The organism is Arsenophonus endosymbiont of Aphis craccivora (assembly GCF_013460135.1).
Classification (GTDB): Bacteria; Pseudomonadota; Gammaproteobacteria; order Enterobacterales; family Enterobacteriaceae; genus Arsenophonus; species Arsenophonus nilaparvatae.
On record NZ_CP038155.1, the window covers coordinates 692,818 to 717,015 of the forward strand.

Below are 24,198 nucleotides of genomic sequence, written 5' to 3' on the forward strand. Positions count from 1 at the left end.
ATCCTATAAAGAAACATTCCGTTTAACCACGCTATTTACACAACAAACCAAAACTTAGCTAAAAACAATCAATCTAACAACCATATATAGACTAAAATTTGAACCTGTTTTTTACTTACGACGCCATACGGTTCCTTGCGAACTATCCTCTAATATAATGCCCATTTTAGTCAGTTCATCACGCGCTGAATCAGCCTGCTCCCATAATTTGTTTTCGCGTGCATCATTACGTTGCTTAATTAATGCCTCAATTTTTTCTATGTCAGCACTGTGAGAAACTTGTGCTCGACTTTGTAAGAATTGTTCAGGATCCTGTGTTAATAACCCCAAGATATTGGCTAATTGGCGTAATTGTACTGCTAATCTATTCGCCATTGCCATATCATCGACTTTCAGTCGATTAATTTCTCTTGCCAAATCAAATAGAACTGAATAAGCCTCCGGCGTATTAAAATCATCGTTCATTGCTTGCATAAAACGCCGCTTAAATATTTCATTATCAGTAGATATAAAATTATTAGTATCAGTATCTCGTAAAGCGGTATACAGACGATCAAGCGCGGTGCGAGCCTGCTTTAAATTTTCTTCGGTAAAATTTAATTGACTACGATAATGCCCTGATAATAAGAAATAACGCACTGTTTCGGCATCATAATGTGTCAATACATCACGAATGGTAAAGAAATTATTTAATGATTTTGACATTTTCTCCCGATCTACCATAACCATTCCAGTATGCATCCAATAGTTTACATAGGGGCCATTATGGGCACAGGATGATTGAGCTATTTCATTTTCATGATGAGGAAACATCAAATCTGCCCCACCACCATGGATATCAAAATGTTCACCCAGTTGTTTACCATTCATGGCTGAACACTCTATATGCCAACCTGGTCGCCCATCTCCCCAAGGAGAAGACCAACTGGGCTCATTCGGTTTAGACATTTTCCATAGCACAAAATCTAATGGGTTACGCTTGGCATCCGTGACTTCACCCCGCGCTCCAGCTTGTAATTGCTCGAGATCTTGGCGGGATAATAGTCCATAATCAGGATCGCTATTAATAGCGAACATGATATCACCATTGTCTGCAATATAAGCATGGCCACGCTCAATTAGGCGCGCAGTCAAATCAATAATTTCTTTAATATGGTCAGTTGCTCTTGGTTCAAAATCTGGGCGCAAAATATTTAACGCATCAAAATCCTTATACATTTCAGCCAACATGCGTGATGTCAAAGCGTCGCATGTTTCATTATTTGCAGCTGCCCGTTTGATGATCTTATCATCCACATCAGTAATATTACGCACATAAGTCAGGTCATAACCAAGATAAAGCAAATAACGGCTAATCACATCAAAAGCGACAAAAGTTCTGCCATGACCAATATGACATAAATCATAAATAGTAACACCACACACGTACATGCCAATTTTGCCTGGGGTAAGTGGTCTAAACTCTTCTTTTTGACGACTTAGTGTATTATAAATTTTTAACATTGAGACTTTTTCCATCATCAGCCGGTACATGCGGTAAATGGTTTATTTTAATTACAAGATTATGCAAGAGGCCATTGCTACCAATAAACACAACTATTGGAGCCCTATATTCTGAGTTATGAAACTACAAGGCGCAAGGAAATTATTCAATATTCCACAAATACTGACGCAATTAGCCCAATATGGTATAAAATAGTTGATCTACTTTAAATTGATTACTTTGCTTTTTGATTTTTACATTACTTATAACGATTTATCAGGATAGTGATTATGGTAACTTTTCACACCAATTTAGGCGATATTGTCATTAAAACTTTTGATGAGAAATCGCCCATAACTGTAAAAAATTTTTTAAACTATTGTCGTGATGGATTTTACGATAACACGATTTTTCATCGCGTTATTAATGGATTTATGATCCAAGGTGGCGGTTTTGAACCCGGAATGCAGCAAAAAGCGACCAAGGATCCAATCAAAAATGAAGCGAATAACGGATTAAAAAATAACCGTGGTACGCTCGCGATGGCTAGAACCAATGATCCACATTCAGCCACAGCACAATTCTTTATTAATGTTGTCGACAACGACTTTCTAAATTTCCGTTCAGAACAGCAAAATGGCTGGGGTTACTGTGTTTTTGGCGAAGTAGTTGAAGGAAGGGATATTGTTGATAAAATTAAAGGAGTCGAAACAGGTCGTAGTGGCTTACATCAAGATGTACCAGTTGAAGATGTTATCATCAAACGCATAACGGTTAACGAATAATTACAAACTATGGCAATCTTATTTATTGCTGACTTACATTTAAGTGAAAAAGAGCCGGCGATCACTGCCGGTTTTCTTCATTTCTTACGCGAACAGGCGAGCCAAGCTAAGGCTTTGTACATTTTAGGTGATTTTTTTGATTATTGGATCGGTGATGATGATCCCAGCCTGCTACATGAAGCTATAGCGCAAGAACTTAAGGACCTGCAAAGTAAAGTTGTTCCCTGCTACTTTATTCATGGTAATCGTGATTTTTTACTGGGTAAGAAATTTGCTAAAGCAAGTGGCATGATTTTATTACCAGCAGAGAAAGTATTAACGCTACATGGCCATAATATCCTCATTTTACACGGTGATACACTTTGTACTGATGATATTTCCTATCAGCGTTATCGAAAACGAGTATATAATCGCTGGTTGCAACGGCTATTTCTAGGGCTTCCATTATCTACCCGCCACCGCATCGCTGAAAGAATGCGTAAGAATAGCCAATCGGCCACCCGACTTAAGCCAGAGTATATTACCGATGTTAATGAACAAACAGTAATCGAAAAATTTCTAAAATATCAAGTCGATTGGATGATCCACGGCCATACGCATCGACCTGCTATCCATGAAATTAATGTTAATGGTAAAATATTACACCGAGCGGTGTTAGGTGCCTGGGATCAAAATGGTTCAGTGATCAAAATAACGCCTAAAACTATCGAGATGCTTCATTTTCCTTTTTATTAACGTTTCCCATCTCAGCTTAATCCTGTGATGAAAAATTTAGACAAACGTTTTCCTTCTTTATCGGCCATGATATGATCTCTTTTAATTTGCCATCAATAAATGACTTAAATCCAGGAGCAACAAATTAATGATCGCTCAATTTGATGCACAGAAACCGTCACATTCTAACGCCAAAATTGCCATAGTAATTGGCTCCAAAAGCGACTGGAGCACGATGAAATATGCAGCCGACATACTTTGAACTAGAACTACCCTATCAAGTAGAAATTGTTTCTGCTCATCGCACGCCAGATAAACTCTTCACCTTTGCTGAACCAGCAAAAGAAAAAGGATTGCAAATTATCATTGCCGGTGCTGTTGGAGCCGCACATTTACCCGGTATGCTAGCAGCTAAAACGTTAGTTCCTGTTTTTGGCGTTCCCGTTGTAACAGCGACACTTAATGGTATTGATAGCCTTTATTCGATTGTTCAAATGCCAAAGGGCATTCCGGTGGCTACCTTCGCAATTGGTAAAGCTGGGGCAGCCAATGCAGCATTACTGGCAGCCCAATTTCTTGCTGGTACAGATAATGAACTTTATGAGCGTTTATCAATCTGGCGTTTAAAACAAACTAATGACGTCTTAAGCAATCCCGATCCACTGGAGGTGGAATGAAATCGATTTGCGTCCTTGGTAATGGCCAGTTAGGCCGCATGTTACGCCAAGCAGGCGAGCCGTTAGGTATTAGTGTCTATCCTATCGGTATCGATGATAAATTAGAAACTATCCCCTATCAACACAGCATCATAACAACCGAAATTGAACGCTGGCCAGAAACGCCGCTTACCAGTGAATTAGCTCACCAAGCTAGCTTTATTAATCGCGATATCTTTCCGCCACTGGCCGACCGGTTGCCACAAAAGCAATTGCTAGATTCTTTAGCCTTAACGACGGCTCCCTGGCAACCTCTTACCAATCAAACACAATGGCCACAATTATTTACCGAGTTAGGCGATTTTGTTATTGTTAAATGTCGTACTGGTGGTTATGACGGCCGTGGACAATGGCGTATCACACCGGATAACCTATCAATACTGCCAGCTGAGATTTATGGCCAAGCAATTGTTGAAAAAGCCATTCCTTTTTTAGGAGAAGTTTCACTCGTCGGTGCACGTAATATAAATGGCCAATGTGTTTTTTACCCGCTAACATACAATCTGCATCAAGAGGGCATACTACGGGCAAGTATCGCTTTTCCTCAGCCAGACAAAAAATTGCAAACTCAGGCAGAATTGATGCTGTCGACCATTATGACAAAATTAAATTATGTGGGTGTGATGGCAATGGAATGTTTTATTTTAAATGATAAACTGCTAATTAACGAATGAGCGCCACGTGTTCATAATAGCTGTCACTGGACGCAAAATGGCGCATCTATTAGTCAATTTGAACTCCATCTGCGAGCCATTTCAAATCTACCAATTCCTACCCCTAATATAGACACTACGGCAGTCATGATTAATTTGATAGGTACAGCATTAAATTCTGCATGGTTGTCATTACCTTTAGTTCACCTACATTGGTATGAAAAAGACGTCCTTCCAGCGCGCAAAGTAGGCCATCTAAATTTGTGTAGTAACAATCGGCAAGCGATAAAAAACTCATTAAATACAATACAAACCTTACTTCCTAGTGAATATAACGATAGTATTGGATGGCTAAACACAAAATTAATGCATTCCCCACGACACGATGAGTGAAAATAAAAACAACTACCATGTTGAATAAGCCAGTTTATTGTTAAGCGTACTGTTTTCATGCAATAGTTGTCTGCTTAGGAGTCATAATGCCTGCACAACAACAAATATTTGGTCCTATTTACCCATGGTATATGTTAGTTTTATTGGGATTAATTTACTTCTTATCAACATCCACCACTTTCACTTCTCTAGGTGTCGTACTACCTAGCATGATTAATGAATTCAATTGGAACTGGGCAGAAGCAGTACTGGGGTTCACAATATTAGGATTAACCTGTGGTTTATCAAGCTATCTACCCACCTTAATGATCCGTAAACTGGGTCTTCGAATAACATTATTATTCGGCCTTACTATTTTTATCATTGGCTTTATATTGCCTCTATTCTACCGCCAGTTTATTTGATTACTTTTCTGGTACTGCCTTGTTAGGCATTGGCTTTACTTTTTTAGCAACGGTACCAGGTACTTATGTTATTTCGCGATTGTTTGAAAAACAATCACTCGCTTTTGGCTTCTACTTCACTATTGGTGGCTGAGGCGGTGTGGTAGGCCCTTGGATCTATTTCCTGGCAACACGTGTCTGGGGTTCAGGGCGCATACACTGGGTCATTTCAGCGCTTTGTTTGGCCATTGTTGTTTTTATTACACTATTAACCTTACGCGAAGGCCAACGTGAAATTTCACATGCCAAAACGATCGCTGACAAATTGACACAACACTCTTCAGAAACAATTTACAAAACGAAAGAAATATGGACTACCAGTGGTGACCTACGCACCTGGCAATTTTATATCATTGCCGCTAGCTATACCGCCTTTCTTTGGTGCGGTATTACCGTTAATAGCTTTGCCGTTGCCCACATTATAGAACAATGTTTTAGCGAAACAATTGCCGCAGGTTCCTTAAGTGCAATGGCGTTTATCAAAGCCTTCTCTCGCCTGGCTAGCGGTGCAGTCGGCGAGCAGCTAGAGCCAAAAAAAATTATTAATAATCAGTCTAATAATTATTATTTGTGGACTTATTGCCCTCAGTTTTGCCACAACCTGGCTGTGGCTAATCTTATTTACTATTGGTGTTGGAGTCGGTTATGGCATGACCTTTCTAGCCTCAAGTGTTTTACTGGCTAATTATTTTGGTCGAGATCCATACCTGGAGCTTTTTTCTGTAATGAACTTACTCTCTACTTGCGCCTGCTTTGCCCCATTCTTCGGCGGAATAATAAAAGATTATACAGCGAGTTTTACTCCGGCATTTTTAATTATTACTATTCCTGTTTTCATCATTTTATCACTAACATTATTCATAAAACCGCCAGTACAGCGATTACCTCAAAATTACAAATTGTAATTAAAAACAGACTTATTTTACTTATTTAGCGCTTTATCTATTGGCATGAAGAATCAATATTAATACGTAGAATGATAATTTTATTGAGATCAAAAACTATGAAAAGAGTGATTTTTATTACCGGAACCTCAAGTAGTATTGGATTATGCGCTGCCAAAATTTTGCTAACCAAAGGTTATCGAATATTAGCGGGTTGTCGTAAAGAAGACGATTTAATTACCATGAAAACACTAGGCTTTGAACCGATTAAAATCGATATGGATAATGCAGAAAGTGTAAAACAAGCAGCCCAACAAGTTATCGAATTAACTAATGGCCGATTATATGCCTTATTTAACAATGCCGGCTATGGTGTCTATGGCTCACTGAATACCATCAGTCGACAACAACTAGAGCAGCAGTTTTCCACTAATTTTTTTAGTATCCATCAGCTCACCACTCTATTGCTACCGGCCATGCTACCATATAACGAAGGGCGTATCATTCAGACCAGCTATGTGTTAGGAATTGTCTCTTCTGCTGGTCGTGGAGCCTACTCGGCCAGTAAACATGCTTTAGAGGCTTGGTCAGATGCACTTCGTCTTGAACTAAAAGGATCGGGTATAAAAGTTTGTATTATCGAACCGGGCCCAATTAAGACACGTTTTACTGACAACGTCGATCAAACCAACAAAGATAATCCGGTTGAAAATCCAACTATCACTGCAATGCTTGCATTAACGCCAGAACACGTTGTCAAACGACTACTCCATGCATTAGAGAGTCCCAAGCCTAAAATTCGCTACCCAGTAACACTATGAACTTACGCTATTGCCTTTATGAAACGTCTATTACCTGATCGGTTAATGGATAAATTTTTAACATAACAAATATCTTTTTCCCCTTGAAATAACCAAGTTTGAGCTTATTTTATAGGGATAACTGAACATAATTTAAGAGAAACATCATGCTAGCAGCTGCTTATGCCATCGACGTAAACGAATCTAATCTGCAACAAGTCATCGAACAATCAATGACGCAACCGGTTGTTTTCTATTTTTGGTCACCACAAAGCCCTCATTGCCAAACCTTAGGTACCACGCTGGATAAATTAGCGGCTGAATATGCTGGCCAATTAACGCTAGCAAAAGTCAATTGTGACACCGAGCAAATGGTTGCCGCTCAGTTTGGATTACGAGCCATTCCAACTGTCTATTTATTACAGCAAGGTCAACCGATTGATGGCTTTCAAGGACCTCAATCTGAAGAATTTATCCGCGAAATGTTAACGCATGTCCTACCAACAGCAGAAGAATTAAAAATTGCTCAAGCGACTGAATTAATGGCCGCTGGAAAAACCGCCGAAGCTTTGCCCTTGTTAAAAGAAGCCCATCAACTAGCGCCTAAAAATAGTGACATTAGCCTAACTTATGCAGAAGCATTAATTACCCTCAATCAGTTAGATGAAAGCCCGAAAATTTTGAACACCATTGCTATTCAAGATCAAGATAGCCGTTATCAAGGTTTATTAGCCCAAATTGAACTACAAAAGAAAGCCGCAGATACACCGGAAATTCAGCAACTACAAGAAACCTTCGCTCAACAGCCAGAAAATGCCGAACTAGCGGTACAACTGGCACTTAAACTACATGAAGTAAATAGAAATGAAGAAGCATTAGAAATTTTGCTAACATTTCTTAAGAAAGATTTGTCGGCAGGAGACGGTTCTGTGAAAAAAACGATGATGGATATTTTATCTGCCTTAGGCTCTAGTGATCCCTTAACAAATCGCTACCGTCATAAAATTTACTCACTACTTTACTAACATCAAACAGGAAAAACGCGATGGACTTATTTTCTTTTGGTGCCATACCCATCATTATTTTTGTTGCTATTGTCATTGTTTTAACTTGTGTGAAAACCGTGCCACAAGGTTTTCAATGGACGGTTGAACGTTTTGGCCGCTACACCCGTACACTACTACCAGGTTTACATTTCATTGTTCAGTTCATGGATAACATTGGAAGAAAAATCAACATGATGGAGCGCGTTTTCGATATTCCATCGCAAGAAGTTATTTCTAAAGATAATGCCAATGTCACTATTGATGCCGTTTGCTTTATTCAAGTTGTTGATCCCGTTCGTGCCGCATACGAAGTTAATAACCTTGAATTATCTGTAATTAATCTCACCATGACCAATATTCGTACGGTATTAGGTGCGATGGAACTAGATGAAATTTTGTCTCAACGAGATGTAATCAATGGTCGTTTACTGCATATTGTCGATGAAGCTACCAATACCTGGGGGCTTAAAATCACCCGGATTGAAATCCGTGATGTGCGGCCACCGAAAGAATTAATTAATGCCATGAATGCGTAAATGAAAGCAGAGCGAACTAAGCGCGCTGACATTCTTGAGGCTGAAGGGATACGCCAGGCAGCTATTCTAAAAGCTGAAGTTGAAAAACAGTCACAAATTTTAAAAGCAGAAGGTGAACGTCAATCAGCATTGCTACATGCTGAAGTGAGAGAGCGCGCGGCAGAAGCCGAAGCCAAAGCAACCCAAATGGTCTCTAATGCCATTGCCAATGGTGATATGCAGGCGATAAACTATTTTATTGCACAAAAATATACCGAGGCGCTAACCAATATTGGTAAAGCTGATAACAGCAAAGTGATTATGATGCCGCTTGAAGCAAGTAATTTAATGGGTGCTATTGGTGGCATCAGTGAACTATTTCAAGACAACAAAAAACGCGATAGCCAAAAAAGCAATCAAACATAACTAGCGGTATTAAACGATGCTTGAGCAAATAATTGCGCAACCAGCCTGGTTTTGGCTCTGTTTAGGTGGATTACTGTTAATTGCTGAGCTACTCGGTGCCGGCGGTTATCTACTCTGGTCTGGTGTTGCTGCCGTTATCATGGCGCTTATTACCTGGCTTATACCTGAAATGAGTTGGGATTGGCAAGGTCTATTATTTGCCATTATGATCATTCTTTCTATATTTGGTTGGCGTAAATGGCTTAGCATACGTAATAAATAAATTCCCGATGAACCTAATCAAAAGCAACATCAATTAATTGGCACACAAGCACGTTTAATCTCAGATACCAATAATGGCTATAGCAGAATACGACTGGCTGATGGTAGCTGGCGGGTTTATTGTTCTCAGCAATTATTAGCTAACACTGAAGTCGAAGTGATTGATGTCGATGGTATTACGCTAACCGTCAAACCGGTTTGGTCTAATCAACATGATGACCAACCAGATGATCAATAATCGGGCATTTTGCATTGTCATCCCCTGGACACGATGCAACCAATGAAAGCAAGCTATCACGGATCAAATTAAGTTCGGTAATGGTTTTTTCAATTTCACTAATTTTATTTAACGTCGCCGCTTTTATATCCGCACTGTGGCGACGTGGATTACGGAAAAGTTCAAGTAATTTACGACACTCTTTTAACGTAAATCCAACCTCTCTGGCTTGCTTTAATAATGTTAATTCTTCCAAGTGAGCAGGTTGATAATGGCGATAGCCATTTTCACTTCTCGCTGGCGGAGTAATTAATGACTTTTCCTCATAAAACCGAATTGTCTTGGCACTTAATCCCGTTTTCTCTGCAACTTGAGTAATATTCATTATTTCTCCTTGACCTTACCCTTACTAGAAGGTTTAACCTTTATCATAATCCAGGTTATTTCAGCCATAATGTTAGGACGTAATTAGCATTATACCAATTAATTTATTGTATGCATTAGGAGTGTCAATCATGCCTAATATCACCATTCTAGCGCTACAAGGACTGACTTGCTCCAATTGTATTAGCAAGCTAACTAAAGCGCTGGAAGCACTGCCAGACATACAACAAGTTGCCGTTACACTTAATTATGCCACAGTTACCGGTTCTGCTTCAGTACAAGATATAATTAAAACCATCGAACAAGCCGGTTACCAAGGGAAAGTGGCAACACAACCTGATATTAAACTACAGCTTACAGGGCTCAATTGCCGCAACTGTGTCAATAAAACACAACAAACATTGGAAAATATCAGTGGTGTTGCCGCAGCCATAGTAACCACTCAAACAGCTCAAATTTTTGGTACTGCCAAGCCCACAGAGCTAATTGCGGCGGTTAAATCGGCCGGCTACCAAGCGACATTGGAAACAGCAAGCAATCCTTCCATTCGCCAACAATCAGCCACACTATCACCCGAGACAACCCAAACAGTTAGCAAACAAACTGCATCAGATAGACTTGAGAAAGTAAATCTTGATAGTGAGACAATACAATTACTCATCAATGGTATGACATGTGCCAGCTGCGTTAATAAAGTACAAAAAGCGTTACTTAGTATTCCAGGCGTACAAAACGCTCAGGTTAATTTAGCCGAACGCAGTGCTCTAATCACCGGACAAGCTAAACATCACGCATTAATTCAAGCGGTGCAAAAAGCAGGTTATGACGCCGAAATCATTGACAATGAAATGGAACATCGAGAAAAACAACAGCAGCTAACCAAGGACATTATACGCAAATTTCGTTGGCAAGCCGCTTTAGCACTACTAATTGGTATCGCTGTTATGATTTGGGGCATGATTGGCAACCATATGATGTTAAGTGAAGAAAATCAATTTAGCTGGCTGCTTATTGGTATGCTCACTCTGATTATCATGGTTTTAACTGGTGGCCATTTTTATTATAACGCCTGGAGAAGTCTAAAAAATGGCAGTGCAACAATGGACACCCTGGTCGCACTTGGAACCGGTGCCGCCTGGCTATATTCAATTAGCGTTAATTTGTGGCCAGATAAATTTCCTTTCCAGGCTCGTCATCTTTATTATGAAGCCAGTCTAATGATCATTGGTTTAATTAATCTTGGCCATGCATTAGAACAAGGTGCCCGTCAAAGTTCATCAAATGCGCTAAGGCGATTACTTGATCTCACACCACCCACTGCACTGGTTATTAGTGAAAAGGGCGAAAATAGAGTGCCACTGTCACAAGTTGAACAAGGTATGGTATTACGTCTAACTACCGGTGATCGCGTTCCCGTTGACGATGAGCTGACTAGCGGTGAAATTTGGCTAGATGAATCAATGTTAACTGGGGAGGTTATTGCACAATATAGGACCGTAGGTGAAAAAGTACATGCAGGAACAGTGGTACAAGATGGTACTGCATTATTGCGGGTTTCGGCAGTCGGCCAATATACCACCTTAGCACGCATTATTAAATTAGTGCGCCAAGCACAAAGCAGTAAACCAGCAATAGGACTACTGGCTGATAAAATCGCCGCTATTTTCGTCCCTACTGTGATCATAATTGCCTTAATTGCCGGAACTATCTGGTATTTTTTTGGACCATCACCTCAAATCAGCTATGCATTAATAGTTACCACCAGCGTACTCATCATCGCCTGCCCATGTGCACTTGGTCTAGCAACGCCAATGTCAATTATTGCGGGTGTTGCTCGCGCAGCAGAATATGGCGCTCTAATACTCGATGCCGAAGCATTACAACAAGCTAGCAACCTAGACACCTTTGTTTTCGATAAAACCGGAACATTAACGCTAGGTAAACCTGAAGTCACAGAAATTCATACTTTTAATCAATTTGAACAATCCCAAGTACTAGCCATTGCTGGCGCCCTTGAGCAAGGTGCTAATCATCCATTAGCGAATGCGATTTTAGCGAAAAGCGTTGGGTTATCGTTACCAGAGGTACATCAGTTCCGCACTTTAGCCGGCGCCGGAGTGAAAGGTGAAATCGACAATAAAACAATTTTGTTAGGCACCCAGGCCCTGATGTCACAATACTCGATTAGCAGCCAACAAGTTGATCAATTAATTGCTAAACAAGCCAGTAATGGGATCACTCCGGTCTTACTGGCCATTGATAATCAATTAGCTGCATTATTTTCAATTCGAGATCCACTACGAGAAACCGCCATTAGCGCTTTACAGCGGCTACATAAGCAAAAATATCAATTGATCATGTTAACCGGTGATAATCCAATCACTGCCAATGCCATTGCTAAAGAATTGGGAATCGATCAAGTGTTTGCCGGTGTATTGCCCGATAAAAAAGCAGCCGTCATCGCACAACTACAAAAGAGTGGTCATAAAGTTGCCATGATTGGTGATGGCATTAATGACGCCCCTGCTCTAGCTCGTGCTGATGTTGGTATTGCCATTGGGAGCGGTAGTGATATTGCAATTGAAACAGCCGCTATCACATTAATTAATAATAACTTACATAGTGTTGCTGATGCGGTGCAAAGTGCCCAAGGGACTTTGCGTAATATGAAACAAAATCTGTTTGGTGCGTTTATTTACAACACACTGGGCATCCCCATCGCAGCAGGTCTATTTTATCCATTTACTGGAACCTTACTTAATCCGGTTATTGCTAGTGTCGCTATGGCATTGTCATCAATTACTGTCGTTAGTAATGCAAATCGTTTATTGCGATTTAAACCTAAGTAATAAATTATCATCCACCAGTTAACAAAACGGTGACTAAAATTCAGTTACCGTTTTTTATAAAGCATAGAAAATCTTGTACTCAATGATTAAAAACAGCTAACCTATTAAACTGGCAATGAGCAATTTTTGTGTTAAGGGAAAATGAAGAATGGTAGAGCCTGTATTATCTAGGCTAAAAAAATATTTGATTGCCAATAAGACTAAACATTATCCTTATCCTGCTTATGATGTTAGCCTGGCCGAAAATATTCATCTGCATCTCGTTGGTAGTATTCATATGGCCAGCAAAAATATGTTCCCGCTACCTCAAACTCTAATAAACAAACTCAATCAATCCGATGCTTTGATTGTTGAAGCCTACATTACTGATACCGTGCCTCCCTTAACTAACAATCCTGATATCCCTTGCCCACCGGTCAAACAACGGCTTTCACCTTTACTATATCTGAAATTTAAACATTATTGCCAAGAAATCAAACTGCACTACGAACAATTAGATGCTCTTGCTGCCTGGCAAATTGCGTTGTTCTTACAAGCCAATCAAGCGCAGAGCCTAGGATTATTTCCTCAATACGGGATAGATTATCAACTGCTGCAAGTTGCACAGCAACAGCAGAAACCGATCATTGAACTAGAAGGTGCCGCCTCCCAAATCGAGCTCCTCATGAATTTACCCAATAATGGACAATCTTTATTGGAAGATACCTTGACATATTGGCGCTCTAATGCTCGTTCGCTACAGATAATGTTGAGTTGGTGGATAAACTTCAAACCTGAGCTGAATTTAAAATTACCGAGAACATTTCGTGATGATGTTTATCAGTTATTAATGCAAGAACGTAATTTATTATGGTATCAAAAGTTAAAAAAATTGTCAGCGGGTCATTATGTAGTGGCCGTTGGCGCTTTACATTTATATGGCGACAACAACCTTGCTAACTTATTTAAACAACAAATCGATTAATTCAATTCCAGTTTTTATTTAAGCGATATTGCCAATCAAAATAATAAAATGGCAATTTAACCACCCGCTATAACATTACATAAAATAAGGTTTTTATATGACCCCCGCTATTAACTTATTGCAAAAAAAAGGAATCAAATATGTGCTACATAGCTATAAACATGATGCTCATCTACATCATTTCGGTCAAGAGGCGGTGGAAAAATTGGCGCTTGATGCCAGGCAAGTATTTAAAACGCTACTGGTAGCGTTAAATGGAAATAGCAAACAGCTCATCGTTGCTATCACAACGGTATCTGGACAACTTAATTTGAAACGCGTTGCCAGCACATTTAACGCCAAAAAAGCAGAAATGGTTGATCCTCAAATCGCCCAAAAAATAACAGGCTATTTATTAGGCGGAATTAGCCCATTAGGACAAAAAAAATGTCTGCCCACTATTATTGATGAACAAGCCAAGCAATTTGCCACTATTTATATTTCAGGTGGAAAAAGAGGACTTGAGATTGAACTTGATCCCAACGATTTAGCTCATTTATTAAATGCAATTTTTGCCAATATAAAAAGTGATAAATAATACCGAATTAATCAATGATTAATAATTTCTTTACCGGGCGCATAATCATTAACTTTTAACGGCGCATGTTTTTCAATAAAATGCTTTAATACCTCAGTGTCCACCAATCCGGAATTGACATAATTTGGATGATGGCTAATTTTCGGGTAACCATCACCACCAAAAGCAATAAAATCTAGTGTTGCCATCCGATAATGCTTTTTAATATCTAGTGGCTGACCGGCTATTTTAATATCTGTAATCGTGCCATCTTTATGACGAATTAAACTGATATTATAGAATTGGGCATAAGCCCCAGAACCGGGCGTCATACTAGCAACGGCTGCCAAATAATTGTTCACTTCCTGACCATTAAAATCAACATAGGCTACATGATTAGCAAAAGGTAAAACCTTAAATATTTGTCGATAACTGATCTCACCTCGTTCAATAGAATTACGGATCATGCCACTGCTCATAATGGCAAAGTCGGCATTTACACGTTCCACTCGCGACGCTAAAATAAGCCGTGCCAAATTAGTTTGCTCAAAACGTATTTTGTTGCGGGAACCTTGTAATCTACCATCAACAAAACCTAATTTCATATCTAATTGTTGACGGCCTTTTGTCTGAAACGGAGAAAGTAATTTTACCATATCAACATCTGGCGGAATTTCTCGTGTATAAAGAGTTAACTCTGTAGAACCATCTTCATTAAGCCGTTTCTTTTTTAAATTAATAGGAATAAGTCGATAACGGGTTAAAATAAATTTGCCATTTTTAAATTCAAAATCAGCCCGCCCAACATATTTTCCCCATTCATGAGCCTGCACAATCCAAGTTCCATTTTGACGATCTGGGATACATAATGTACCAGGCACATAATCAACTTGTTTGTAATTTGTCCTGCTGACGGACATACAAAAGGGATCTTGAGAATGACCGCCCACTATCATATCCAAATATCCAGTAGGTACACTACGCGCCATTTCAACATCACCAGGAGCATTAGAACCATGTTCACCATTGTTATAATGTCCCATATGCGTCGCTGCAATAACGATATCAGGTTTTTAATTAGCACGTAAAGATTGGATCACCGTTTTTGCTTCATTGATAGGAGAACGGAATTCTATATCGGAAAATATCCCTGGGTTACCTAACTTAACAGTATCGTCGGTAGTTAAACCAATAACGGCAATTTTAATGCCCTGTTTATTAAAAATAAGATAGGGTTTGAATAATCTCTGGCGAGTACTGGTTTGATAAATATTGGCTGACAAAAAAGGAAAAGTTGCCCATTGTTGTTGTTTGCGTAAGAGCGCCAAAGGTTTATCAAACTCATGATTACCAATTGCCATTGCGTCATAACCAATCATATTCATGCCTTTAATATCTGGTTTAGCATCTTGCAAATCGGATTCAGGCACACCTGTGTTAATATCTCCACCGGAAAGCAGTAAAACAATTCCCCTTTTTTTGCAACTTCATGGCGAATTTATGCAACTAATGTTTTTTGCGCTGCTAACCCATATTCTCCGTTTTGGTTATGCCAAAAATGACCATGATGATCATTGGTATGTAATATTGTGATAGAGTAAGTTTTATCTTTTTGCCATGCAATTGCGGTTGGACTTAATAACAACCATAAAAATAACATTATCCCACCCAGGGAATTCTTAAGTGACAATCGCATATCTGTCTCCACACTATTAAAAATTTATACCCTCTGTATTTCGTCAAATAATTTATTTTATATCCTATAAAAATAAGTCTCTATTGCTAAAGGAATAGTGGATAATGATTATTTTAATTCAGTTAATTGACTGAAAAACTTAATAAAACCATATGAAAAACATTAGATGATCGTTGGTATTGTTAGCCTAAATGGCAATAAAAATGCTCAGTCAAAAAATAATCTATCAATTCATTTTGATTTTTGCAAATTTTTTTATTTTATTAGCATAAATAACTACTATACTTGTTATTTGATACATCATTATTGCTAATTATATCCAAAATGTAAAAGTATCAACCTAATGATTCTATTGCTGAGATGATTGATAAATACCCTTTGCATTAACCTTTCGAGACAATTGACATCGTTTCAGCAGTTAAATTTATATTACACAGAAAGTGTATGGCTTTGTTGAATAAATCAGAATTAGCCGCCAGGATGGCTCCCTCTGCTACAGCTGTTATCCGATCCTGACGCTGTGTGGCATACCCAACAACGTCATACGGTTCAGCGCTTTGACCATCGCCATTGCTTCACCTACCTGAACCTCCTAGTCACGCAGGCTCAGATGGCCACCCAGCAAAGTTTTTATGCGGAACATCGCTGTTTCTGCCACTGAACGCCGGTGATAACCCACTTTCTTTTTCCACATATCATTACTCCTGCTCAGACGCTGATTCGCCACCGCATGGTTACGTTCATGGTACTTGTCCGGCCAGTATTTCGCTCCGCTTCGCGGCGGGATAAGGGGCCTGATTTTCTTTCTTAGCAACGCGTCGTGGCAGTAACAGGCGTCATAAGCACCGTCTGCTAACACTTCCCTGATTTTCCGGTGGGTTTGGTTAATCAGGCCCGGCAGTGCCTGCGCATCTGTCGTTCCGCTGAGCGATAAGTCGGCACAGATAATCTCATGAGTCACACTGTCTGCTGCCAGATGAAGCTTGCGCCACACTCTTCGTCTGTCAGCCCCATGCTGCCTGACTTTCCTTTCACCTTCGCCAAAGACCTTCAGACCGGTACTGTCGATGACCAGATGCGAGATTTCACCACGCGTTGGCGTTTTTATGCTGATGTTGACGCTCTTTGCTCGTCTGCTGACCAGCGAGTAGTCCGGACAGCACAGCGGCAAAGACATGAGTTTAAAAATCGAATCAACGAAGCCCTGTAATGCCCGGAGCGACAGGTTAAACACACGCTTCATCATCAGGACAGTGGTAACAGCCATATCGCTGTAGTAAAGCGGCCGGCCACGACCTTCAGGCGAAGAACTGTCAGTCCATCCAGCGATGGCCGACTCATCAAGCCAGACCGTCAGGGAACCGCGTTGTCTGAGTGCCTTGTTGTACGCGGGCCAGTTGGTAATTTTAAACTTTTGCTTTGCCATGGGGACCTGATGTTGAAACGAATTTAGCGATCAGCTCCGCCAATCACCTAAAAGTTCGATTTATTCAACAAAGCCCTTTTTTCGCTGACGAGTTAGCGTTTGGTTGAACAAATTTACTGGTGGCTAGCGATTGTTTGGTGGCAATGACGGAGCTAAGTGGAATAATTTTTGTTTCTGGTGGATAACAGTAGCCGGCAGCTGCACACCCTTGATATCTCACTTCAATATTGGCTTGGTCTGTGGCACTGATAATAGGAATATTAATAACTAAATTATTAAAATAAACAACTGTTTTACCAAAAAATTCATCTTCATGATATTTTCCTTTTGGTAATTGATATTTACTGAGCTTGGCATGATTGGGAAGGAATTTTGTCTGTTTTTGATAGAGATAATAGCCGGGCTGTATTTGCCAGTTCACTATCAATTTGTTGTCTTTTTGTTCAAAATCAAACACGAAGGCTTGATCAGCAGAGAGCAATTGATTCATTCCTCCTTTTTCAAAAATAGCATATGCTGCGGTTGATAAAAGGAATGTCCAACACAGTATTAGTAATAAGCTTAAAACATAAACACGTCTCTGCATAATAGATTTAAAAATAGCTGTTAAGTTTAAAATAAGATAATTATTTAACTATAACCTACTGTTTATCGATTGGAAAAGTTTTAGTGGCTAATTTGTTTAAAGAATATTGATTGTTACGATAAAAATTCAAGGACTTTAGGTCCTTGAATCAGATTTTTCTAACATTAAAGGATGATGCTACCAAACAAAAAACCGAAAAGGACAGATAGGCAAACACCAATAGTGCCAGGAATAAAAAATGGATGATTAAACACAAAGCGACAAATGCGAGTCTTACGGGTGTCATCCATTTGAACAGCGGCAACTAATGTTGGATAGGTTGGTAAAACGAAGAGACCCGAAACTGCAGCAAAAGAGGCAATGGCGGTTAATCGACTGACGTTTAAAGCAAGCGCCATTGGCATTAGCGCCTTAGCCGTTGCAGCCTGAGAGTAGAGTAGTGCAGAACAGATGAAAAATATCACCGCTAGCATCCATGAATGATCATGAATAAGTTGACCGGCAGTGGCTTTTATCCACTCCATATTAGTCTGTACAAAAGTATCTCCTAACCATGCTACGCCTAAAATACAGATACAGGCACTCATACCTGCTTTAAAGGTACTAGAATTTAAGATAGCATCTGTTTTAACATGGCAACTTAGTGTAATGAAGGTCGCTACACTTAACATAATAATCAAAATTGCATTGGTCGTATTCATTAGTGGTGTTTCAATTAGACCAAGACTGGGGCTATTAATCATGGCATAAATAACCACACATATGACACCTAGCAGAAAAAATAACACTGACTTTTTCGGGCCAGCTTTAATTTTTTTAGACTGACAACCTCTTAATTCAATTAATCCGGCGGCTAAACGTTGTTGATAAATGCGATCATTAGCCAGTTTAGAATCAAAGCACCAAGAAATAATGAATGACATAAGTAAAATAGCTAAAAAAGTTGCCGGTAAGAGAATCGCTAGTAAGCTAATGGGTTTACTAACCATAGCAGGATTTTCCATAACCGAAGCAATATAGACCACAGCAGCTGAAATCGGTGATGCAGTGATGCCGATTTGTGCCGCAACAACAGCTGTTGATAAGGGCCGGCAGGGTTTAATACCATTTTCTTTAGCAACTTCTGCAATAACCGGTAAAGTTGCCAATGAAATATTACCTGTACCTGCAAATAAAGTCAGAAAATAGGTAACGATCGGCGCTAAGATGGTAATGTATTTAGGATTTTTACGAAGTAATTTTTCTGTTTGATCAATCAAATAATCTAATCCACCGGCAATTTGCATGGCCGAGATAGCGGCGATAACAGCCATAATAATGGAAATAACATCATAGTGTATTGTTCCTGGTTTAACCCCTAAAATTGCCAGCATCAAGAAGCCAAGACCGCCAGCAAAGCCTATACCGATACTTCCTAGTCGTGCTCCCAGAAAGATGGCCAGCAGAACAATAATAAATTCTACGGCTAACATAATGTTTACTCCTTAAAGTAATTGATAATATTTTGTTTGTTTTTTGTATATGCATAAAGTAAAAGTCACGCTTCTTTGCAGAGAGCGTGCCTTAAAAATTAAGACGAATTAATTTTTATTGTTAACATGCTAATTTAGTCATCAAAGCGTTTCGCTTTATACTGAGGATTTTTTAGATTTGCAACAGAAAAAATATCGTCTAATTGTTCTTCTGTTAGTAAACCTCGCTCTAATACTACTTCTCTAACATTTTTACCTGTTTCAGCGCATATTTTACCGACGATATCGCCATTATGATGACCGATAAATGGATTAAGATAAGTGACAATGCCAATCGAATTAAAAACATATTTTTCGCATATTTCTTTATTGACGGTAATACCGTTAATACATTTTTCCAGTAAATTACGGCAAGAATTCTTCATTAATGAAATAGATTCAAAAATTGCCTGGCCGATTGCCGGCTCCATCACATTTAATTGCAATTGTCCTGCTTCCGCTGCGATAGTAACACAAGTATCGTTGCCAATAACTTTGAAGCATGCTTGATTAACCACTTCAGGGATAACAGGATTGACTTTAGCAGGCATAATAGATGAACCCGCTTGTAGTTCGGGTAGATTGATTTCTTGTAAACCAGCACGAGGGCCGGAAGAGAGTAGGCGAAGATCATTACAGATTTTTGATAGTTTAACGGCTAAGCGTTTTAAGCCTGCATGTACTGTAATATAAGCACCACAGTCGGAAGTTGCTTCAATTAAATCTTCTGCCGGAATGCAGGGCAATCCTGTTACTTCAGCTAATTTTTTTACCACCAATTCTTGATAACCGGCAGCGGTATTGACTCGGGTTCCGATTGCGGTTGCACCAAGATTGACTTCAAGTAATAATTCACTAGCGCGGTGTAAATTTTTTATTTCTTCTTTTAATAATGTAGCAAATGCATGAAATTCTTGCCCTACTGTCATAGGAACCGCATCTTGTAATTGGGTGCGACCCATTTTAAGAATATCTTTAAATTGGTTGGTTTTTTGTTCAAAACCTTCTTGAAGTAGGGTAATTGATTTAATGAGGTTAGTACTAGAGTTATAAACCGCAATTCGAAAGCCGGTTGGATAGGCATCATTAGTTGATTGACTCTTATTTAAATGGTCATTGGGATCTAAATATTGGTATTCACCTTTTTTATGTCCCATTAATTCAAGACCAATGTTAGCCAGGACTTCGTTAGTATTCATATTTAATGATGTACCGGCTCCCCCTTGAAAGACATCTACTGGAAACTGATCCATGCACTTGCCTTTATCTAAAATTTGGTCACAGGCATTAATAATCGCATCTGCTTGTTTTTGTGGAATGGTTTTTAGTTCTTTATTTGCCATTGCCGCTGCTTTTTTTACCATTACCATTCCGCGAATAAATTCGGGTACATGATTAATAGTTCGGTCGCTAATATAGAAATTCTCGATCGCACGCAATGTATGAATACCATAATAGGCTTCAGCAGGTACATCTCGTTTACCTAATAGGTCTTCTTCAGAACGGATACTTTTAGACATACAAACCTTCCTAAAATTAAATAGCGATTTACTAACTGAATATGTAATATAATAGTAAAAATTGATTATATTAACGTCAGATTTGAAATTAATAACTAAGATTTTAATTATAACCGTGATATATATTCCGAAATAGTGGTATTGTCATAAATATGGAATACTATATATGCATTTTAGTGGATTAAATATGATATGTGTGATCACATTCACATAACCCATTAAAAAAACTAAAATTTTTTATCATTAAAAAATGTATGATAGATCTGCATCATATGGGTATTATCGGCTTATAAAGCAAATATTGTGATATTCATTTTTTTGAGAAAATTTATCTTGCTAAGTCAAGAGGCTAGCGTTTTATTAGCAAATATTAGGAGAATTGTATGCGTTGGTTTCCATTCATACTTTTATGCCTGTTAATTTATATCGAAGCAGTTATTTTTGTTAGAGTTGCTGAGAGCATAGGTGTATTAACCACTTTAATATTGGTCGTTTTAACTTCATGCCTTGGAATTTCTTTAGTAAAAAGTCAGGGAATTAAGAACTTATTGTTAATCCGTCAAAAATTAGCTGACGGTGAAAATCCGGCCGAGGAGATGATGAAGAATGTGGCCTTAGTGATTGCAGGTATTCTGTTAATCATACCCGGTTTTTTTACGGATTTTTTAGGTTTGTTACTACTATTTTCTCCGATCCAAAAACTGATAGTCGTGAAGCTTATGCCGCATATTCATTTTTATTCTGCCGGGGCAGATAACGATAATTTTAACCGTTCTTCAAAAGGGCATACCTATGAAGGCGCATTTGATAGAAAATCTGATTCTCCATCAAACAGCATTAAACATGAAGACAAATTTTCTAAAAAATAAGATCATGATGATAAATAATACTAACGATTTTGTTTTTAAGTAGAAAGAAAAAATGAAAAATTTTTTGTATACCCCCTTGAACTGATTTTAATTGACCCCATTTCGTCAAAGAGGGTACTGGTGTAATAAGACATACTAGTATCATCCTTATTTACCTTATATGGATTTTATTTATAGGAGATCTATTAATGAAGATACGTCCATTGCATGATAGGGTTATCATCAAGCGCGAAGAAGTTGAAGCTAAATCTGCTGGAGGAATTGTTTTGACGGGCTCTGCTGCTGGTAAGTCAACTCGAGGCAAAGTGCTAGCTGTTGGTAACGGTCGCATTTTAGAAAATGGTGAAAATAAACCGTTAGATGTGAAAGTTGGCGATACTGTTATTTTTAACGACGGCTATGGCGTGAAGACAGAAAAGATTGATAACGACGAAGTATTGATTATGTCAGAAAGCGATATTCTGGCAATTGTTGAAAAATAATTTCTCGCTTAGATCTTCAGAATGAATGAATTTAAAGGAAAGAAACAATGGCAGCTAAAGACGTAAAATTTGGGATTGACGCCCGTGCAAAAATGCTTCGTGGAGTGAGTATTCTTGCTGATGCAGTTAAAGTTACTTTAGGTCCGAAAGGCCGTAATGTAATTCTGGATAAATCTTTCGGAGCACCTTCAATTACTAAAGATGGTGTGTCTGTTGCGCGTGAAATCGAATTAGAAGATAAATTCGAAAATATGGGTGCCCAGATGGTAAAAGAAGTTGCATCTAAGGCGAATGATGCAGCAGGCGATGGCACAACCACAGCAACAGTACTCGCTCAATCGATTGTTAGCGAAGGTTTAAAAGCGGTTGCTGCCGGCATGAACCCAATGGATTTAAAACGAGGTATTGATAAAGCGGTTTCTGCGGCAGTTGAAGAATTGAAAAAATTATCTAAACCGTGTGCTGATAATAAAGAGATTGAACAAGTCGGTACGATTTCGGCTAACTCTGATAAAACCGTCGGTGAATTAATTGCTAAAGCAATGAAAGCAGTTGGCAAAGAAGGCGTTATTACCGTTGAAGAAGGTTCCGGTTTAGAAGATGAACTAGCTACTGTTGAAGGTATGCAATTTGATCGCGGTTATTTGTCTCCTTATTTTATTAATAAGCCAGATGCGGGCTCTGTCGAATTAGAAAATGCCTATATCTTGTTAGTAGATAAAAAAGTTTCTAATATTCGTGAATTGTTACCTGCATTGGAAGCTGTCGCTAAAGCAGGCAAATCGTTGTTGATTATTGCTGAAGATGTTGAAGGTGAAGCCCTGGCGACATTGGTGGTAAACAACTTACGTGGTATTGTAAAAGTTGCTGCGGTAAAAGCCCCTGGTTTTGGTGATCGCCGTAAAGCCATGTTGCAGGATATTGCTATTCTAACCAAAGGTGCTGTTATCTCTGAAGAGATCGGTATGGAGTTGGAGAAAGCGACGCTAGAAGATTTAGGTCAAGCGAAACGTATCGTTATTAACAAAGATAACACCACTATTATTGATGGTATCGGTGAAAAAAGCACGATTAAAAGCCGTATCGAACAAATTAAGCAACAACGTGATGAAGCAACCTCCGATTATGATCGTGAAAAATTACAAGAGCGTATTGCCAAGTTATCAGGTGGTGTTGCGGTGATTAAAGTAGGTGCTGCGACTGAAGTTGAAATGAAAGAGAAACGTGCCCGTGTTGATGATGCGTTGCATGCAACTCGTGCAGCCGTAGAGGAAGGTATTGTTGCTGGCGGCGGTGTTGCTCTAGTTCGTGTTGCAGCTGCATTAGATAAGTTGAAAGGTGACAACGAAGATCAAAAAGTTGGTATTGATATCGCCCTTCGCGCGATGGAATCACCTATGCGCCAAATTGTTGAGAATGCGGGCGAAGAATCAGCTGTAGTTGTTAACAATGTTAAACAAGGTAAAGGCAACTACGGTTATAACGCTTTAACTGAAGAGTATGGCGACATGCTTGACATGGGTATTCTGGATCCAACTAAGGTTACTCGTTCGGCTTTACAATTTGCTGGCTCAATCGCCGGTCTTATGATCACAACTGAAGCTATGGTAACTGATTTACCAAAAGAAGATAAAGCTGATCTAGGTGCTGCTGCTGGTATGGGTGGTATGGGTGGTATGGGTGGTATGGGTGGTATGATGTAAGGTATTAAAATCCTAACATCGTTATCCTTATCACGAAAAGAACCCTGAGTTTAACTTTTGACTCGGGGTTTTTTATTATCAAATTTTTATCTGTTTGCAATTTGGTTTCATTAAGGGTTTGCTAGCGGCTGGTTATTGGCTTTAAGTCTATTTTTTCACATAAGATGATTTAATTTTGCGATAATATGATTTAACCGAGTATATTTACTAGAATAGGGTAAAATGTTGTTAACACGCTGGTATAAAAGATTGATGGCCAAACTATTTGGCTGGATATTATGTTGTTATTGATAATAAGCTTAATTTGGCAAAAAAA

The 24,198-nt window shown here is 39.0% G+C and carries 14 protein-coding genes and 8 pseudogenes; 15 read left to right on the forward strand and 7 right to left on the reverse strand.

Going from position 1 to position 24,198, the window contains the following annotated elements; all coding sequences use genetic code 11:
• Window positions 1-111: 111 nt before the first annotated feature.
• Window positions 112-1,503 carry a cysteine--tRNA ligase gene (cysS, locus tag E3U36_RS03790; protein ID WP_180817520.1) on the reverse strand — a complete coding sequence of 464 codons (1,392 nt, stop codon included), beginning with the start codon at window positions 1,501-1,503 and terminating at the stop codon, window positions 112-114.
• Between the two features lie 270 nt (window positions 1,504-1,773).
• Here cysS and ppiB point away from each other — a divergent pair, with 270 nt between their 5' ends.
• The 9 genes and pseudogenes from ppiB (at window position 1,774) to E3U36_RS03835 (ending at window position 9,357) form a co-directional block, all read left to right on the forward strand.
• The gene (ppiB, locus tag E3U36_RS03795; RefSeq protein WP_180817151.1) at window positions 1,774-2,268 is read left to right on the forward strand and encodes a peptidylprolyl isomerase B; all 495 of its coding nucleotides are present in this window, start codon (window positions 1,774-1,776) and stop codon (window positions 2,266-2,268) included.
• A 9-nt stretch (window positions 2,269-2,277) separates the two neighbouring features.
• Window positions 2,278-3,003: a UDP-2,3-diacylglucosamine diphosphatase gene (locus E3U36_RS03800; RefSeq protein ID WP_180817152.1), complete on the forward strand. Its 726-nt coding sequence runs from the start codon at window positions 2,278-2,280 to the stop codon at window positions 3,001-3,003.
• Window positions 3,004-3,130: 127 nt separating this feature from the next.
• Window positions 3,131-3,659 (forward strand): annotated as a pseudogene (gene purE / locus E3U36_RS03805) (5-(carboxyamino)imidazole ribonucleotide mutase).
• A pseudogene (gene purK / locus E3U36_RS03810) lies at window positions 3,656-4,744 on the forward strand (5-(carboxyamino)imidazole ribonucleotide synthase). Before purE ends, purK begins: the two co-directional pseudogenes overlap by 4 nt.
• Before the next feature lie 86 nt (window positions 4,745-4,830).
• Window positions 4,831-6,092: pseudogene (locus tag E3U36_RS03815) on the forward strand (MFS transporter).
• A 98-nt stretch (window positions 6,093-6,190) separates the two neighbouring features.
• Window positions 6,191-6,958: pseudogene (locus E3U36_RS03820) on the forward strand (SDR family oxidoreductase).
• Window positions 6,959-7,038: 80 nt separating this feature from the next.
• Window positions 7,039-7,896 (forward strand): co-chaperone YbbN, encoded by an 858-nt coding sequence (locus E3U36_RS03825; protein ID WP_180817154.1) that lies wholly within the window; start codon window positions 7,039-7,041, stop codon window positions 7,894-7,896.
• A gap of 20 nt (window positions 7,897-7,916) precedes the next feature.
• A pseudogene (locus E3U36_RS03830) lies at window positions 7,917-8,858 on the forward strand (SPFH domain-containing protein).
• A 16-nt stretch (window positions 8,859-8,874) separates the two neighbouring features.
• A pseudogene (locus E3U36_RS03835) lies at window positions 8,875-9,357 on the forward strand (NfeD family protein).
• Here E3U36_RS03835 and cueR read toward each other — a convergent pair.
• Entirely contained in the window at window positions 9,323-9,721 is a 399-nt protein-coding gene (cueR, locus tag E3U36_RS03840; RefSeq protein WP_032115154.1) for a Cu(I)-responsive transcriptional regulator, read from the reverse strand. The pseudogene E3U36_RS03835 and the gene cueR overlap by 35 nt on opposite strands.
• A gap of 130 nt (window positions 9,722-9,851) precedes the next feature.
• Here cueR and copA point away from each other — a divergent pair, with 130 nt between their 5' ends.
• From copA to ybaK, 3 genes are all read left to right on the forward strand, one after another.
• Entirely contained in the window at window positions 9,852-12,569 is a 2,718-nt protein-coding gene (gene copA / locus E3U36_RS03845; protein WP_180817521.1) for a copper-exporting P-type ATPase CopA, read from the forward strand.
• Between the two features lie 148 nt (window positions 12,570-12,717).
• A complete protein-coding gene (locus E3U36_RS03850; protein ID WP_180817155.1) occupies window positions 12,718-13,533 on the forward strand; it encodes a TraB/GumN family protein in 816 nt (271 codons plus the stop codon).
• Between the two features lie 97 nt (window positions 13,534-13,630).
• The gene (ybaK, locus tag E3U36_RS03855) at window positions 13,631-14,110 is read left to right on the forward strand and encodes a Cys-tRNA(Pro)/Cys-tRNA(Cys) deacylase YbaK (protein ID WP_180817156.1); all 480 of its coding nucleotides are present in this window, start codon (window positions 13,631-13,633) and stop codon (window positions 14,108-14,110) included.
• An 11-nt stretch (window positions 14,111-14,121) separates the two neighbouring features.
• Here the strand turns inward: ybaK and ushA are convergent.
• From ushA to aspA, 5 genes and pseudogenes are all read right to left on the reverse strand, one after another.
• Window positions 14,122-15,785 (reverse strand): annotated as a pseudogene (gene ushA, locus E3U36_RS03860) (bifunctional UDP-sugar hydrolase/5'-nucleotidase UshA).
• 502 nt (window positions 15,786-16,287) lie between these two features.
• Window positions 16,288-17,211 (reverse strand): annotated as a pseudogene (locus E3U36_RS03865) (IS5 family transposase).
• 64 nt (window positions 17,212-17,275) lie between these two features.
• Window positions 17,276-17,797, reverse strand: coding sequence for a protein-disulfide reductase DsbD domain-containing protein (locus E3U36_RS03870; RefSeq protein WP_180817157.1), 522 nt, complete (start codon window positions 17,795-17,797; stop codon window positions 17,276-17,278).
• Window positions 17,798-17,961: 164 nt separating this feature from the next.
• Window positions 17,962-19,269: an anaerobic C4-dicarboxylate transporter gene (locus tag E3U36_RS03875; RefSeq protein WP_180817158.1), complete on the reverse strand. Its 1,308-nt coding sequence runs from the start codon at window positions 19,267-19,269 to the stop codon at window positions 17,962-17,964.
• 134 nt (window positions 19,270-19,403) lie between these two features.
• Window positions 19,404-20,828 (reverse strand): aspartate ammonia-lyase, encoded by a 1,425-nt coding sequence (gene aspA, locus E3U36_RS03880; RefSeq protein WP_180817159.1) that lies wholly within the window; start codon window positions 20,826-20,828, stop codon window positions 19,404-19,406.
• Window positions 20,829-21,211: 383 nt separating this feature from the next.
• Between aspA and E3U36_RS03885 the strand changes: the two genes are divergently transcribed.
• From E3U36_RS03885 to groL, 3 genes are all read left to right on the forward strand, one after another.
• A complete protein-coding gene (locus E3U36_RS03885) occupies window positions 21,212-21,697 on the forward strand; it encodes an FxsA family protein (RefSeq protein ID WP_180817160.1) in 486 nt (161 codons plus the stop codon).
• Window positions 21,698-21,885: 188 nt separating this feature from the next.
• Window positions 21,886-22,179, forward strand: coding sequence for a co-chaperone GroES (locus E3U36_RS03890; RefSeq protein ID WP_032116137.1), 294 nt, complete (start codon window positions 21,886-21,888; stop codon window positions 22,177-22,179).
• Between the two features lie 47 nt (window positions 22,180-22,226).
• Complete coding sequence (groL, locus tag E3U36_RS03895) at window positions 22,227-23,882, forward strand: chaperonin GroEL (RefSeq protein WP_180817161.1); 1,656 nt, start codon at window positions 22,227-22,229, stop codon at window positions 23,880-23,882.
• The last annotated feature ends 316 nt before the right edge of the window (window positions 23,883-24,198 follow it).